The sequence below is a fragment of the Pedobacter sp. AC212 genome, assembly GCF_979258625.1.
The window spans coordinates 4,845,344-4,860,596 of record NZ_OZ409870.1 but is presented as its reverse complement, the minus strand read 5'-3'; the positions used below and the strand labels follow the sequence as shown (position 1 = coordinate 4,860,596).

Here is a 15,253-nt window from a genome sequence, read left to right as displayed (position 1 = left end):
CTAAACCGATGAATATTATCGCTAAAATCAGTCAGTTCGATGCGCACCATAAACTTTACCTCTCCCTGGGTGTTGCTCTTGCCGTCCTTGGTATTTGCTATGCTACGGAACTGGAAGCCTCTGTCAGGTTGATGGTTGTATGGCTAAGCTATGCAACAACCAGCATAGCGCTTGCATGGACAACCATTAGCTCCTCGCATCCCAGTCAGATAAAACACGATGCCCATGCGCAGGATTCAAGCAGGACGCTCATTTTTCTTTTTGCCATAGCTGCTGCATTCGCCAGTCTTTTTTCCATTATTATCCTTTTGCGTGAAAATTCGGAAAAGACCGATCAGGGCCTTTTTATGACTATCGTTATTCCGTTGCTCTGCGTGGTTAGCTCATGGTGGCTGGTTCATACGGTCTTTACCATGCGATATGCACATTTCTATTACTGTGACATCGAGCATGAGAAGAAAGGAAAAATAGAAAAACCCGGAGGACTGATCTTTCCGGGAGGAGAAGATCCCGATTATATGGATTTTGTCTATTTCGCTTTCGTGGTTGGAATGACTTTTCAAGTATCTGACGTAGAAATCTCCTCCAAACGGATCCGAAGGCTTGCATGGATGCACGGTGTTCTTTCATTTGCCTTTAATACAGTAATAGTTGCCCTGACAATCAATGTGCTCTCGGGCATGATCCAAAAATAATTTAATTTAAAACTAAAAACCTATGGACTGGACACCAGAAAATTTTCCACTTGAGATGAAGGACCTTGACCCAAGGGTAAGGGAAAAAGCGATCGAGATCGCCAACGAACTTAGAATTACCAAAGAGGTAAGCGAGCTCAATATTGTTGAGGTCGCCATCAACAGGGCCCAGCAATGGTTTATCAGCCTGGAGGGATAATGGCAGTGCAAAGACTATCCCCTGATCACACAAAATATAATCCAAACCGCGGAAAGGTATCCACAAGGCTCCTGACCGATCTTAAAACATTGAATAAAATGCAGATCAAAAGAAACAACAGGCCCAGGCCTGCTGCTGCCAGGGGTGGGGGAACAGCTCCAAAAAAGAAAAAGGCCAAGGGGCCAAAGAAATCGGTTTTCCTGATGGTATTTTATTGGATACTGGCGCTGCTGCTGGCACTCGCCATTTATTTTAAAGCCAAACATTTCTATAATTCACATTGGGACAAGGATACCAACGAAAAAAACAACGATTCTGTTATCAACACCCCCGGATCTAAAAAATAAACCATGAAGCAGATTTTTATGAAAAGCCGATATAGTGTACTATATTTCTTTATCTTTTTCTTCATCTGTGTCTCGACCATGCTGAGGATCAGTTTTACTGCGATTTCGCTCGGAAAGGCGGGGCTGGGATTTGGAGAAATCCTCACCGCCTTTGCTAAAGGATTCGTCTTCGATCTTGGGGTGGCCACATATTTCAGTGTAATTTATGCCTTTTATCTGCTCATCCTTCCCCAAAAATGGAACAGGACTGGATTTAACAAGGTGTTTACCCATATCCTTCTTTTTCTGATGGTCTTGATTTCGGTATTTTCTTTTTTCGCAGAATTTACTTTTTGGCGGGAATTTGAGAGCCGTTTTAACTTTATAGCAGTAGATTATCTGGTCTATACTTATGAGGTTGTGCACAACATCAACGAGTCCTATCCGCTGCCGCTTTTGATTTCAGCTGTTGTCATAATCTCCTTTTTATGGAACTATCTTATGAAGGGGGCGTTCAGGAAGAGCTTCGAGTCTGCTACACCTTTTGCCCGTCGATCGGTAAATACAGCCCTGATCATTCTGACAGCAATATTCTATACGATCGAGATAGATAACTCCTGGGGGGATAAAAGCGGTAACCGTTATGCGGCAGAAATTTCCAAAGCAGGGATATATTCTTTCGTAGCGGCCTTCAAGGCGAATGAACTTAGCTACGATCAGTTTTATCCGATGCTCACAAATCAGCTTGCCTTCAATTTGGTAAGAAAAGAACTCTCCTCTTCCTCTAGCAGGTTTATTTTCAAAGGTCCTTCGGTACGTAGATCGGTTCTGGCCGGTAATGGCCAGACGGAACCCAATGTCATCATGGTGGTCATGGAGAGTTTCAGCGCTGATTATATGGGCACTTTTGGCAATACACAAAAACTGACACCTGTTCTGGATTCGCTGGCCAAAGAGAGCATCCTATTTGAGCGCATGTATGCAACAGGCACCCGTACCGTGCGAGGGATGGAGGCGCTTTCCCTCGCCGTTCCGCCAACACCGGGGAATAGTATTGTAAGGAGGAGCAATAATGCAAACCTGAGCACAATAGGCAGTATTTTTTCCAAACGTGGGTATTCCACAGGCTTTTTTTATGGCGGGGACGGTTACTTTGACAATATGAACCAGTTCTTCGGAAGCAATGGCTATGACATAACAGATAGGGGGAGGAAGCTTACAATGGGTGATGCCTATCTGGGAAAGCGGACCATCCTGAGCGATAGCGAAGTGAGCTTTGAAAATGCCTGGGGCGTTTCGGACGGGGATCTTTTCGCTGCGGTAATCCGTGATGCGGATAAAAGGCACTCGTTAAAGAAACCTTTCTACGATTTTGTCATGACCACTTCCAACCATCGGCCCTTTACCTATCCCAAAGGAAAGATAGATATCCCACCAGGCACGGGAAGAGAGGGCGCAGTAAAATATACCGATTATGCCATTGGGGAATTTTTAAGACAGGTCCGGAAAAAGCCATGGTTCAGCAATACCGTGTTTATATTCGTTGCCGATCACTGCGCGGAAAGCGCAGGAAAGAACGAGATTGATATCTCCCGTTACCATATCCCGGCGATGATATACAACCTCAATGGACAGCCCCCTTCAATAATTCCCAGCCTTTGCTCACAGATAGATCTCTATCCAACCTTGTTCGGCCTGTTGAAATGGGACTTTGAGAGCAATAACTTCGGTATGGATGTTAGATCAGCCGGGTACCGCCCAAGGATCTTGCTAGGAACCTATCAAAAGCTCGGTTATCTCCGTAGCGACACCCTTGTGGTACTCAGTCCAAGGAAGCCTCCGCAGAGCTATCATTATGATTTCAAAACCAATACACAGACCTCGGCGAAATCTTCTGAAACACTTGGAAGGGAAGCCATTTCTTATTATCAGAGTGCCTATTATCTCTTTAGGACAGGGGGATTAAAAAAATAAGAATATTATGAATTATTATCAGTTATTATTGATCTGTGTGCTAGCGGGGTCTGTGATCCTGCTAACAGGTAAATACTTTTTTAAGCGCAGGCGCAGAAACATCTTCAGTATGCTTATTGGAGATGTTCAAGCTTATGTAAGCTATCTTTTTGAGGAGCACTGGCAGGCTGACCTGGCATACCACGATCTGGATCATACCAGACTTGTGGTCAAAAGGACCCAGGAAATCGCTTCCAATTTTCGCCTGGATGACCTTCAGGAATTCATACTTTTCTCTGCCGCATGGTTTCATGACACCGGGCAGCTAACTGGGCCTCCTGCCGGCCATGAGCATCGAAGCGTGCGGCTGATGGAAGAGTTTCTTTCAGATAAAGGGATTGCACCGGATATCATTTCCGCCATCGGCCGCTGCATACTCTCCACCTCCATTCCACATAGCCCTAGCAATATCCTTGAAGAAATTATCTGTGATGCGGATACCTATAACCTGGGCAATGAGGAATTTCTCATCACCGATGCAAAGGTTGCGCGCGAAATGCAGAAAAGGGCAGATGTGGACCTAAGCCATTGGGATAAAGAAACACTTGCATTTCTATCAGCCCACCGTTTTTTTACGCCTTATTGCAAGTCTATGCTCTCGCAGGGAAAGCAAAATAATATCCATTTGGTGCGGGAACGCATAAAAAATAAATCAGGCCAAACACCCTAAATGGATTTGGACAATGAATGGGATATACTCTTAGGCTTCTTGTCGCTTTTATCCTGGCAGGTATCATTAAAAATAGGTTGACACCCCGAACTGCACCGCTCCGGTTCTGGCAGGCGGGTTTCCAAGGATATCCTTCTGCCACTGTTTTCGGTAGGAAAACCTCAGCACGGTTTGTTGCCTTGGCCTGAAACTGATGCCGGGCATTACGCTGAAAAGCTCATCACCAATATTCCCGCCGGTCTCCCTGAACTTCCCTACATTCCAGTCCACATACTCTACCCTGCAGGCTAAACTTACAACAGAATGCTGCCAGCCCAGAATCGTTTTTTTGATCACAGGTTGAACAATATCTATATATCCGCCCATCTGACGGCTCCCGAACTGCTGGGAATAGGTGTCGGGAACATCTACCCTGATCCATGCCCACTCAGCGGTGATGAAGGTCTTAAGTTTGGGAAGTGTAGTGTTAAAGTCTATGGCGAAAACATTTAACCTGCGTTTGTCATCGATAACAATTCCGTCCGACTGCCATTTATTGTAAACACCTCCCATATAGGATACGCCGAGTTCGCCTATATTGTTCCTGCGTACCGCAACCTTTCCCGTTAGAAGCGGCTGCCCGCTTGCAATTTCTTCAAACCTTTCCGGATTCCTTTTTGAGGCAGCCAGAGAGGTTCTGTTTTCAGGGTTTGCAATAATGGAATCGTCAAAGCTGCTTGTGGCATATAACTCGTAGCCCAGCATCCAGTCACCGCTATAGTTCTTGCCATAAATCCCGAATCCTGCACTGCTCCAGGTTGCAGGCAGCATCTGTGTCATGGCGATCGGACGGTCGGTGAATTCCCATTTAGGACCGTCATGGTTCTGGTTGAATGCACCAATGGGATTTAATATCATTCCACCCCTTAAATTAAGCAAGGGGTGCAGTTCCAGATCCAGCGCAGCAAATTCAACCGCTATTTCTTTTTCAGCAGGTTCAAATTCGATCTCGGAAAGGAACTTGATGCGCTTGGAAATGGTTGAGGCTACAAATAGCGTCATCCTTCTGAACTGGAACTGCTGTCCTTCAGAGATCCCGTCTGTACCCTGATACTGCCAGTTGGCTTCCATATACCCGCCCACTGATACCGGAAGTTTTCCCACGGCAATAAAAGGCCGTTCATAAACTGCATCCATGTTGAGTGAGTTTTTTGCTGTATCACTGGGTTTGGCCCTTAAAAGTTTCGGGTCGATCTGGGCAAAAGCCATCTGACCGATACCAATAGATATGATAAGCGTAAAGAGTTTTTTCATACTGCCTTCAGTGAAATTTTGATCCTGGTTTTTTCTATGGTAATGGGGAAAGTTCTTAAGTTTGCTTCTGCCGGACCATTTGTCATTCTGCCCTTATTGTCAAATTCACTTCCATGGGCCGGACATTGAAGCCTGTCTCCGAAAGCCTGGAGCTCGGTTCCCTGGTGGGTGCACTGCATCCATAGTGCAGAATAATTCAGTTCATCATGCCGGTAGATACAGATGGGATATCGGAGCAGGTCATTGCTGACTACAATGTATCTTTTGAACTGGACATTTTTTCCCTGTCTGAGTTCAAAGTCCTTCATTTCTACGACCAGGTTATCCCCTGCAATCTCGCCCGTCGCCGGCACCAGGCTGCTGCATCCACTGATCAACGTGGTGATCCCAAGGCCTCCAAGGCAGGCCATTCCACAGCCTTTTATAAAATCTTTTCTTTTCATTTCTATAGTGATTCTAAAAATCTCAGCATGGCATTTCTTTCTGCCCCAGACAGCTGGTTGAACCTGTTGCGGCTTGCAGATGCCTCTCCTCCATGAAGGGTTACCGCCTCTTCGATGCTTTTTGCCCTTCCGTCATGCAGCAGATGATAAGATCCACCCTGTGAATTCATCGAAAGTCCCAGTCCCCATAGGGGCGGGGTCCTCCATTCGAAGGTCTTAGCCGATCCTTCCGTATAACCATCGTCCAGCCCAGGTCCCATATCGTGAAGCAGCAGGTCGGTATAGGGATGGAATTCTTTGTTGGATAGAGCAACCACTGGGGAAAAAACTGTTTTTAGGGTAGGCTTGTGACAGCCTGAACAGTTGATCTTTTCGAACAGTTTCCTGCCGGTTTCAACTTCGGCATTTCCGGCATCGCGCTGTATGGGCGCTTTTAGCGTCTGTAGATAAAACACCACGTTATTCACTGTAAGTGTGGAAATTTCAGGATCAATCACCATCCGCGTATAGGCATCCACAGGATCAAAGCTTGAAGTTATCCCGATATCCTGGTTGTAGGCATTAACAGTCTGGTGGAGCAGGTTATATGCTGCCGCCTTTTTTCCAAAACGATGGATATATTTTCCCTTCAGTGCAATAGCGTTGTTAAAGGCCTGAACATATGACGGAAGCACTGCGTAATTTGGGACACCAGAAATGCCGTCATTATCCAGATCCTGGGGGTCAGCCATAGCTAGTATATCTGCATCAGCTACCAGTTCGAGAAAGCCAAGGCCGGTATTGGCAGGCGGTGTAAATTTTGAAAAGCTGGCGCCTGCTGGGATTTGCTCAGGTTTGTACCCGGGAATAGCCCTGTTCTGCAGTTGTGGGCCTCCCTGGTCCAAAAATTTATTGCCTGTCTCATCGGTCTGCCCGAAACGGACCAGCGTAGTAAAGGGATGGCCTTTGCCGTCTCCAGCATGGCAGCTTCCGCAGCTGGTTGCAACAAAGCCAGGACCAAGGCCATTCGCAGGAGTAAATATCTCATTGTTAAAGGCCGCATCTCCCAAAGCGAAACGTCTGAGCTGGTCATAGCTGAGTCCTTCCACCGGGCCATCAAGAATTTCATCCTCTTTTGGAGAAGAAGGGATTATCTTCTCACAGGACACCATTATAGCAACTAGGCTCATAAGTGAAAGCAGGACAATGGGTAATCTTTTCTGCATGTTATCTGATTTTTTGTAAATCTAATATTAAAAATAGAAAAGACTAAAAATAAATTTAGATTTATCTAAATTTATTTTTAGATTGATTTTAACGGTGTCGGAATTATAATGCACGGCTCCCAAAATGAACTACTTTTTTAACAAAAGCACGGAATGCGATATTATAAACCGAAACAGTAAATCATCTATTGCTTTCAAATCAGGAACTTCACCGGATAGGGTATTTTGTTGGCGGATGCCACGGTTTATCCTTTGTAAGCAGATGTAAAAAGGGCAGGCAATGGTGCCTGGATTCGGAATTTTTAAAGTTCTTTTCGAATTTTGGTTGAAATGTTTAGTTTTAGGGCTGGAATACGGTTTCCTAGATAAAAAACAATACCGTGGTCATCGGGCCCTTTAAAAAAAACAGTTATGGACAAATTCAAACAGGTGCAGGAAGTTATTGCTTCAGTAGAAGCCGATGTAACGAAATTTTATGATGGTGGAAATGCAGCGGCTGGTACGCGAGTACGTAAGGCAATGCAGGACCTTAAGGTTTTGGCTCAAGAGATAAGGGCTGAAGTTACAGAGAAAAAAAATAACGATAAATAAACAAGAGACTGTTTTGGGAAATAAGGCCACTGGTATGAATAAGTGGCTTTTTACGTCTATAGGGTTCGGCGTGCTTTGTTGTTTGGGCAACAGCCGGGCTATCCGCTCATACGCCTTCGGGCTTTAGGCGCTGGGCAGGTATCCGCTACTATCCCTGTTGCAAAGGAGGAATTTTAAATGATGTGTTGGATTGAGGCGAAAGAGTGTTGAACCTAGTGGTGTAATTAGTTGTGAATTAGTTTTTTGAGTTTTGTTAATTCTGCTTTGATGCCAAAAACTCACCTTTGATTAATTCTCATTTCTATTATTAAAGGATTTTCCGGTTTATGCTTATTGGGTAGAGTCAATCTGCGGAAGCTCGACCTTATTTGAGCACTGTGAAGCGGTAGGAAATTTTGAAAAAGTGGTGAAGATGTTATTAATAATACATGGTATTTAGTCTCTCTATTTCGTTATTTATGGTGATATCGTGCTAAATGCTTTGGCAATATTAATGCAAAGCCTGAGAAAGAACCAAAGTTTCATAAGAACTATATTGTTTTATAAATTTAGTTAGTTTCGATTAAATAGTCAAAGTGAAAAGAAACTTTCATATATGTGGATTACATCTTTTTTTTGACTTTATCCCTCATCTTGCTTAGTAATACTGGATATTCCGAGAAAAGTTTACCAGTATTTCCGCGTTGAAACCTTACCAGGTTTTCCGACACAAAGGTTACCAGCGATAGCTGGTTTATTATAAGAGTTGCTTTTTTGTTTAACAATAATAAGGTTTATTTTTTCTTTCTCAAAGATTCGCCCATGAGTTCAACTTTATGTGCCGATGCTGTCAGTCTGTCAAGTATTGCATCTGCAAGGCTCGGTTCGTTAATGAACTCATAATATTTATCCAGCGGAAGCTGGGAGGTTATGATGATTGAACCATTTCCATACCTGTCTTCAAGAATATCAAGCAGTCCAAGTTTTGCATCATGGGAAAGCGGCTTGAGTCCAAAGTCATCTAGAATAACAACTGCATGTGCAGCTATATTTTTGATCCACTTTAGGTAGGTTCCGTCAAGTTTTGCCTGCCCGATAGCCTCCAGGAATTTATTCATGGCAAGATATAGTACTTTGTGTCCCATCAAGCAGGCATTCCTTCCCAGAGCACAGGCAAGGTAACTTTTCCCGCAACCGGTTAGCCCATGAATAAGGATATTCTGAGATCTATTGACCAGACTATCATCAGATAACTGGCCAAGCATCTCTCTGGTCAGTCCACGTTCCGGTTTGCAGATCACTTCCTCAAGCAGCGCATTGTAACGAAGCCTGCTGTTTTTCAACAACCTCTCGGTTCGATGAAAGTTGCGATGTTCAATTTCAGCCTGACAGAGCATTGCTACCAGTGAATATGCATCTTCCTGTTGATGACTAGGTAGGTTTAACATGGCCTGATAACGTTTTGCCATGCCGGGTAGCCTAAGTGAATTAAGCTGATCCAGTGTTGATTGTTTATTCATTTTATATGGAATTGATTTCTAGTTTAGCGTCTCATATGCTGCCGCTCCCCTGTGATTGCCATGGTCGGGGATTGGTGAACCTTCCGGAGCAGTATCCTCCTGGAGATCCATATTGTTGGATAGGATATTGTTTAGTACCCCATAATTATATTTATATCCTTTTAAGGCTCTCTTGCAGGCATTCTCAACCCGCACCGCTCCAAAGGAACTTATCAGCCTAAGTATTCCAAGGCATGGCCCATAAGCCTGATGAATGGAGATCTTACTTTCCATCAGCTTACTGAAGAACTGATGGGTGGCCTGGCCGTTTTGCTCGGCTTTCAGTAAATAATAATCAGGATCCCAACCACGCCTTTCAGCAATCTTTCTGTGATTTTCCGGCATATGCTCCAGATCTGTGGTATAGCCATGCTTTTTAAAGCTTCGCTTGTGTATCGCAACTCGTTCAAGTTGATAATAGATTTCCACATGGTCTGAATCATAAATGATGGTTACGCTTTTGCCCAGATAAGCAAATGGTACGCTGTAGAAATGCCAGTCTTCACCGACCACTACATGATAGTTCTTCTGAACCTTTGCTTTTGTGTGGTGGGACAGCTCGAATGGATGAGCGGCCAGGGGCTGCAATAGTGGCTTTTCCTCAGTCTCAAAGAGATTTATCCGACTATAGCTCTTTTTCTGGAAGTTTAACTGGTGGTGCTCGTCTACCTTTTTAAGAATAGCCCTGTTTAGTTCGTCCAGACTATAGAAGCTTTCATTGCGTAAAAGCGCAAAGACCCTTCTATAGGAAATGAGCACCTGATTCTCAACCGATGGTTTATCCTTTGGCCGACCCGGACGGGTGGCCAAGAGGCCTACTTTATTATGCAATGCCCATTGCTCCAGTAGCTCAGGAAAAGTAGGTTCATATTTACATGTCCTTATCACCCATTGTTTCATATTATCAGAGATAATGTTCAGCGGAGCTCCCTGGAAATAATCCAACATCTTGTTGAGACCACCGATAACATTAACCAGGGATGCATCCGGAAGCGCCATAACAAAGCAGTAGCTACTGAATGGGAGTACTCCAACCAGAACAGGACATTCTATTACCTCACCGCTATCGCGATCAACATAATCAAGTCTTGAGCCTGCAAAATCAATCTCCAGAAGGTGACCTGGCTTGTGCTCCATACGCATACTGGGCTTTCTTGAGGAAAGCTCAATATCCAGAAGTTCGCAGAACCTTGAATACTGAAACCCTGATGGATATAACTTTAGGTACTCCTGCCATAACAAGAACCTGGTAACACCAACACGCTTAAGTTCAAGAAGGAAATAACCAGCCTGTTGCTGAAAATGAAACTTTCTTAGATCGATGGGCTCATCCTTTTGTTCCTTTTGGGAATGGACAAGGGTATTTAAATCATGGTCTCCCATATTAAAGAGCACATCGTAATCGGTGCCGGTAGCCTTAAGCAATTTCGAATAGAGATGAATGGTCGGTCGGGAAACCCCTGTTTGCCTGGCGATCTCACGCTCAGAGTAACCACGTTTAAGAAACAGGAGTATCTGTCTTACTTTTTGCATACTGAGTAGTTTATTTGCCATCTCTATATAATTTGATCCTGATCAAAACTATAAGAAACGGTAGTAAATCACTCTTAATGGTAAACTTTGCCGTGGAATAAGTGGTAACCTTTGTGTCGGAATGTCAGGCGGTTAAGAGCCTTGAACCGTTACAAATGGTAAACTTTGCTCCGGAATACCTGGTAAGTTTTGAAATGGAATACCTGGTAATATTTCCTTCCGAATGCCGGTAAGCTATGCAGCGGAATAGCTGGTAATATATCCAGCGGAATGGTGGTAAACTATAGAGCGGAATATCCAGTAATACTGCATCTGGTATTCCCCCTTGCAGTTCTGCTTCTATCGTTTCTACAATTTTGATTAGCTCTGGGGCGTTACCGCTAATTTTGATAATATGTTTGAGGGCGTGATTGATTAACCACGATGCCATCGGGACACCCGGCATGGCCTTTCCTATCAGGCCAATGACAAAACCTTTAATGTTCCATGCGGAAAGATTATTTTTATTCTTTTCATACTGTCTAACGAAATGGTTATAAGCTTCTACTGTTTCTGAAACATCTTCATGGGTTTTTTGGTGTTTAGATATATTTAAAACCAGATCTCTGAATCTTTGTATTTCTACGGAATCGAAAGTCGTAGCAAGTTCAATTACTGGAAGATTGGCGCTGACAGCCAAAATATTTTCTGCCGTGAAATTTGTGAAATTCTTATTATGCAAGACCCAATCTGCCCTTGGTGTCCCAGAATAGAGGTCTGCAATCAGAGAACTTACATTTGTCGTATCATATCCATGGACTGTCGTCGGCACTAGAACTGATCCAGTACTTGCAGCCATTTCTACGGCAGGTATAGCCGTCATGAATTCCAATTTCAAATCCCGATTTTCGTTTAACTCAAATATGGGTCCCATAAGATTGATGGTCCCATAACTACTTAATACAATGGAATCCTGCTGGTTCATCGCATTAGGAAGGCGTATCCACATGTTTCCTGTTTCCGATATTGTTTTTCGGATGGCATCTGCAAAACGTTTGTTCTTTGTCAAGACCGGAACTGATTTATCGATTGCTCCAAGCAACACCTGCTTTTCTTGTATAGACAAGGGGGGGAATAATAATGGATTTCGTTTTTTCATTTCCATTATTGTCATTGTTGTTACCGTTCTGGAAAGATGAACATTTTCCTTTTTGGTTTCTAATAACTCTAGGACAAAATTTTGGTCATAATAATCTATAGATTTTGGAAAAAGGAGCTGTAACTTTCCCAATTTATGCAACTCGAGCAATTCCTTTTTTGAAAGACCCAATGCAACCAATGTCTGATTCATGTATTCTGAATGTGGTGCAACAAGACAAATCTGGTCATACATTGTCAAGTAATTTCTAATATTTTCGGAAAAACCTGAACTGCAGTCGATCAAACACCTGAATAATCTCTTTTGAAGTGAGACAGGACGATACGGACCGAACTCTTTTGGACTAGCATTAATTATTTTTTGCCTTTTATCTAACCATGTATCCTCTTCTTCCTCCCATGCTTTATTTAAAACTGGTGAAAGTTTGTTTTTTAAATCTCTATATGTTTGGATGTTTCTGAAGATCGATTCTTTTTCAGGCTTGCTCACATGGGGCATTTTGCTATTAACAAAGTTTATTTCAACTTGGAATTTTGCCGCTTGAAAGATTTTTCGAAGATTGCTAAATCCATCTTCCGAAACTTCTTCAAGGAAAGAAACTGTGATTGGCATGCTGTCCAAGATTTCATAGTCCGGATAAATTTTTGGTATTAGCAATTTGAGCTCATACCCAACATCTGCCCTTGTAAGGAGATATCCCGTTCCTGGAGATGTAAGTTGTTTGATTTGATCATCGATTTGCACGGAAGATTCAGGTATTTCGCTGACTAAAAAGATTAAAGTGCCCATGATTTTGTGTAACCTAAACCATTCATGGATTTTGGAGCCATCAATGGCTAGGGTGGTCTCCGTAATATCAGGGCAGTAAATGAAATAACTACCATTCACGTAAAAAAGGCCTTTGGTAACAATTTGGTATTGTCCAAGCAGAAAAATCTCGTAGGACATTATTGAGTGAATATCGTATTTCATGAGCGTTATTTTTTAGGAATTTTGATATGACTGGGGAAGAACCTGTAGTGACGCTTCTGGTTCGCTTTAAACTGACTGCCAATTTGATTACCGGATGATGTACATCTAAGTTCCATTCCCTCTGGACAAATATACAATTCTAATCCAAACCGTTTTCCTCAGGACTTTTTTGTTTAATCCATCCTACCACCGGAAATACTAAATTCAGACGGTTCTAAAAATCAAGATCCATTCATAGGTGCCAGAATGCAGAAAAAACGCCATAATCCTCCAAAATAGCGAAAGGCCCATATTAGTCCATCCCGAATCGAAGATATGCTCCTAGGAGTATATATTAATGCAGAAATTATAAGAATGTTCCCGAAAGCCAGTCACGAAAAAAGCTGATCGAAAGATTAGAACGCCCAGTTTGCCCTGAAATAAAGTTGTCACTTTAAAGCGAAATGAGGTGATAGCTTAAAAGCGGAACGGGTAGCCATTTTTGCTGAAATCCCCTTGTCGTCAATATTCCCGAAATTACTAAGGATAAAAAACACTTTTTCCGACATCTCCAGCAGAAATATTATTTTTTTGTATTGAAGATAATGACAGTCAATTATGGTTGCAATGGAATGTTTGATCACCAAAAAAGGAATATGGATCGTTAAACAATCACTATTTTTTCTGAGCAACTTTGGTTCGTAAAGTATCCTTTTTAACTAATTTTTGAATTGCTGTGTCGAGAGATAGTTCCTTTTTTGCTGAATCAATTTTAAAGCTTAAGTTATCAATTTTATTATCTCTTTCTGATTTGAATAAATGGGGATATCTTAAAAATGTTACCTGAAGTATAAAACCTAACGCGAAAACGCCAAAAATTAGTTTGTGAGTATTAGTAATTCGAGTTTTTCTAACGCCCTCTGATCGAGTAATAAACCAAATTAACAAAACAAATAAGCCAAGCCCATAAGCGAAGGAAAGTGAGTAAATTATTGCGTCACTTAATTTTGTTAACTTGCTGAAAATTTGAACTTCATTAGATACAAACAATACTAATGCCGAAAAGATAGATAATATCTCTATATGTCGCTTATCTGTCTTTTCAATTTCCTCCTTGACTTCCTGAATCGTTTTGTGATCCGTTTGTAACAGATCCTGTATATCATACATAGCTCTAAATTTTGTTAATTTAGTTTTATATATGTCAATTTCATCCTTAAATTTTGTGTATTCTATTGGGAGAACAAATGATGAGGAGACAAAACAATTGTAAGTAAAACCACTACTAAGCCTAATTGGAGTTAAGGATGTTGCATAATCTGTTTGGAATGCTATGTAATCTGTTTCTTCACAAATTGTTGCATTAATAATCAAAGAAGTTAAGTATTTATCATACTTATCAAGCAATTTATTAATTACTTTAAGGCTTTCCTCATTATTGATCTTAAATTGTTTTTCAATTTCAGGAACTAAAAATTCAGCAATAATTTTGTAAAAAGGGAAGAAGTTGCTGTTATTTAAAGATTCAGCCCTCGTTGTGTACGTTTGAAGCTTTGATTCCCAATTATCTAAAGTTATCAGCTTTCTTTCTAGTTCTAATGAGAATAGATTATTTTCAATATAGCACATGTCAATGTCATATGCACGACGATCAAAATCGCTCAATGCTCCAAGAATGCGCTGGTTGTAGGCTAGACTATAATTTGTGTTTAATTTATTTAATGATTCTACATTCTTATCTACATCCTTGATTTTTTTTATCAAAGAGTGATATTCATCTAGGTTAAGCGTTGTTGGAGTTGTATCTAACTTACCTTGAGCATTTGCCGATCGCTGATTAAATGCTATAACAGTTGCATTTTTTCCATAGTGGCCTTTTATGATGTCTGTATATTTAGAAAAACGATTAACTTCTTTTAAAGTTAAGGTAGAGTAGTTGAAATCTATTACGTAGTGAAATTTCTTATTTGATTGCTCTAGTCTAAAGGATAACTTATATAATAAAAAATCACATTTGTCCGAAATCAATTCAAGTTCGTCACTAGCAATAGCAAAATTCTTTAACTTGTGTTGGAGGAGTAAAAGTTGTTTAAAAGTATTTTTTTCAAAACTTAGTGTGTGGTCAATTTCAGCTACTTTAACATTGAAATTGAACAATTCAGACAGTTTAGTTGCTGTAGTTGTAAATCTTCTACTTGTTGGTGGTGGGTCAGCTATTTCATGAAATAGCATGCTTGAACCTGGTTGATGTGCTATATGTCTTCCTACAACCTTTAGTAAAGCTCTATATTGTAATAAATTTAACCTAATAGGTTGTAAAAACCCCTCTGCAAATATATCTTGATAATATTGGAGCATATTTGGAAATCGAGGAACGTCAAAAACTGCCTGTAGAGAAATAAAACTTTCAATTTCAGATATTTTGGTATCTGAAATTGTTAAATCATTAACGTATTCACCAGATACTATAGAAAGATTTAACTCCTTATAAAATTCATTCGAAATTCTGTTTATAATGCCAAGAATTGCAACCTGTGCAGCAAGTTTGTTGTTAACGTCATTAATGTTATCCGAGCTTAAAACTGATGATAATGCAGTTGTCCAAGTCGAATGAAAGACAGAATTTAGTTTTGAGAGGGCATTATTTAGATGATGCAT

General features: G+C 41.4%; 13 protein-coding genes. 6 read left to right on the top strand and 7 right to left on the bottom strand.

Going from position 1 to position 15,253, the window contains the following annotated elements; translation table 11 throughout:
- Positions 1 to 8: 8 nt before the first annotated feature.
- From ACZZZC_RS20845 to ACZZZC_RS20825, 5 genes are all read left to right on the top strand, one after another.
- Positions 9 to 695 carry a DUF1345 domain-containing protein gene (locus tag ACZZZC_RS20845; RefSeq protein ID WP_056095215.1) on the top strand — a complete coding sequence of 229 codons (687 nt, stop codon included), beginning with the start codon at positions 9 to 11 and terminating at the stop codon, positions 693 to 695.
- 22 nt (positions 696 to 717) lie between these two features.
- Entirely contained in the window at positions 718 to 894 is a 177-nt protein-coding gene (locus ACZZZC_RS20840) for a DUF2188 domain-containing protein (protein WP_167398035.1), read from the top strand.
- A gap of 98 nt (positions 895 to 992) precedes the next feature.
- Positions 993 to 1,241 (top strand): hypothetical protein, encoded by a 249-nt coding sequence (locus tag ACZZZC_RS20835; RefSeq protein WP_147273669.1) that lies wholly within the window; start codon positions 993 to 995, stop codon positions 1,239 to 1,241.
- 3 nt (positions 1,242 to 1,244) lie between these two features.
- A complete protein-coding gene (locus tag ACZZZC_RS20830) occupies positions 1,245 to 3,194 on the top strand; it encodes an LTA synthase family protein (protein ID WP_056095210.1) in 1,950 nt (649 codons plus the stop codon).
- Positions 3,195 to 3,201: 7 nt separating this feature from the next.
- Positions 3,202 to 3,903, top strand: a complete 702-nt coding sequence (locus ACZZZC_RS20825) for an HD domain-containing protein (RefSeq protein ID WP_146202961.1) — start codon at positions 3,202 to 3,204, stop codon at positions 3,901 to 3,903.
- 66 nt (positions 3,904 to 3,969) lie between these two features.
- On the opposite strand, the gene ACZZZC_RS20820 is transcribed toward ACZZZC_RS20825, so the two are convergent.
- Genes ACZZZC_RS20820 through ACZZZC_RS20810 form a run of 3 tightly spaced genes read right to left on the bottom strand, consistent with a single transcriptional unit; the run spans position 3,970 to position 6,844 of the window.
- Positions 3,970 to 5,196 carry a hypothetical protein gene (locus tag ACZZZC_RS20820; protein ID WP_056095202.1) on the bottom strand — a complete coding sequence of 409 codons (1,227 nt, stop codon included), beginning with the start codon at positions 5,194 to 5,196 and terminating at the stop codon, positions 3,970 to 3,972.
- Positions 5,193 to 5,639 carry a QcrA and Rieske domain-containing protein gene (locus ACZZZC_RS20815; RefSeq protein WP_090985871.1) on the bottom strand — a complete coding sequence of 149 codons (447 nt, stop codon included), beginning with the start codon at positions 5,637 to 5,639 and terminating at the stop codon, positions 5,193 to 5,195. The genes ACZZZC_RS20820 and ACZZZC_RS20815 overlap by 4 nt, the downstream gene beginning before the upstream one ends.
- Positions 5,640 to 5,641: 2 nt before the next feature.
- Positions 5,642 to 6,844, bottom strand: coding sequence for a di-heme oxidoredictase family protein (locus ACZZZC_RS20810; RefSeq protein ID WP_090985869.1), 1,203 nt, complete (start codon positions 6,842 to 6,844; stop codon positions 5,642 to 5,644).
- A gap of 411 nt (positions 6,845 to 7,255) precedes the next feature.
- On the opposite strand from ACZZZC_RS20810, the gene ACZZZC_RS20805 reads away from it, so the two are divergent.
- Positions 7,256 to 7,435, top strand: coding sequence for a histone H1 (locus ACZZZC_RS20805; RefSeq protein ID WP_090985867.1), 180 nt, complete (start codon positions 7,256 to 7,258; stop codon positions 7,433 to 7,435).
- Between the two features lie 773 nt (positions 7,436 to 8,208).
- Here ACZZZC_RS20805 and istB read toward each other — a convergent pair.
- From istB to ACZZZC_RS20785, 4 genes are all read right to left on the bottom strand, one after another.
- Positions 8,209 to 8,934 carry an IS21-like element helper ATPase IstB gene (gene istB, locus ACZZZC_RS20800; RefSeq protein WP_463487538.1) on the bottom strand — a complete coding sequence of 242 codons (726 nt, stop codon included), beginning with the start codon at positions 8,932 to 8,934 and terminating at the stop codon, positions 8,209 to 8,211.
- 18 nt (positions 8,935 to 8,952) lie between these two features.
- Entirely contained in the window at positions 8,953 to 10,527 is a 1,575-nt protein-coding gene (istA, locus tag ACZZZC_RS20795; RefSeq protein ID WP_463487539.1) for an IS21 family transposase, read from the bottom strand.
- A 103-nt stretch (positions 10,528 to 10,630) separates the two neighbouring features.
- Entirely contained in the window at positions 10,631 to 12,616 is a 1,986-nt protein-coding gene (locus ACZZZC_RS20790; protein ID WP_463488080.1) for a hypothetical protein, read from the bottom strand.
- Positions 12,617 to 13,270: 654 nt separating this feature from the next.
- A complete protein-coding gene (locus ACZZZC_RS20785) occupies positions 13,271 to 15,253 on the bottom strand; it encodes a hypothetical protein (RefSeq protein ID WP_090985861.1) in 1,983 nt (660 codons plus the stop codon).

Coding starts and splice junctions, on each gene's coding strand:
- ACZZZC_RS20845 (WP_056095215.1), top strand. CDS start 9: ATGAATATTATCGCTAAAATCAGTCAGTTCGATGCGCACCATAAACTT.
- ACZZZC_RS20840 (WP_167398035.1), top strand. CDS start 718: ATGGACTGGACACCAGAAAATTTTCCACTTGAGATGAAGGACCTTGAC.
- ACZZZC_RS20835 (WP_147273669.1), top strand. CDS start 993: ATGCAGATCAAAAGAAACAACAGGCCCAGGCCTGCTGCTGCCAGGGGT.
- ACZZZC_RS20830 (WP_056095210.1), top strand. CDS start 1,245: ATGAAGCAGATTTTTATGAAAAGCCGATATAGTGTACTATATTTCTTT.
- ACZZZC_RS20825 (WP_146202961.1), top strand. CDS start 3,202: ATGAATTATTATCAGTTATTATTGATCTGTGTGCTAGCGGGGTCTGTG.
- ACZZZC_RS20820 (WP_056095202.1), bottom strand. CDS start 5,196: ATGAAAAAACTCTTTACGCTTATCATATCTATTGGTATCGGTCAGATG.
- ACZZZC_RS20815 (WP_090985871.1), bottom strand. CDS start 5,639: ATGAAAAGAAAAGATTTTATAAAAGGCTGTGGAATGGCCTGCCTTGGA.
- ACZZZC_RS20810 (WP_090985869.1), bottom strand. CDS start 6,844: ATGCAGAAAAGATTACCCATTGTCCTGCTTTCACTTATGAGCCTAGTT.
- ACZZZC_RS20805 (WP_090985867.1), top strand. CDS start 7,256: ATGGACAAATTCAAACAGGTGCAGGAAGTTATTGCTTCAGTAGAAGCC.
- istB (WP_463487538.1), bottom strand. CDS start 8,934: ATGAATAAACAATCAACACTGGATCAGCTTAATTCACTTAGGCTACCC.
- istA (WP_463487539.1), bottom strand. CDS start 10,527: ATGGCAAATAAACTACTCAGTATGCAAAAAGTAAGACAGATACTCCTG.
- ACZZZC_RS20790 (WP_463488080.1), bottom strand. CDS start 12,616: ATGAAATACGATATTCACTCAATAATGTCCTACGAGATTTTTCTGCTT.
- ACZZZC_RS20785 (WP_090985861.1), bottom strand. CDS start 15,253: ATGCATCATCTAAATAATGCCCTCTCAAAACTAAATTCTGTCTTTCAT.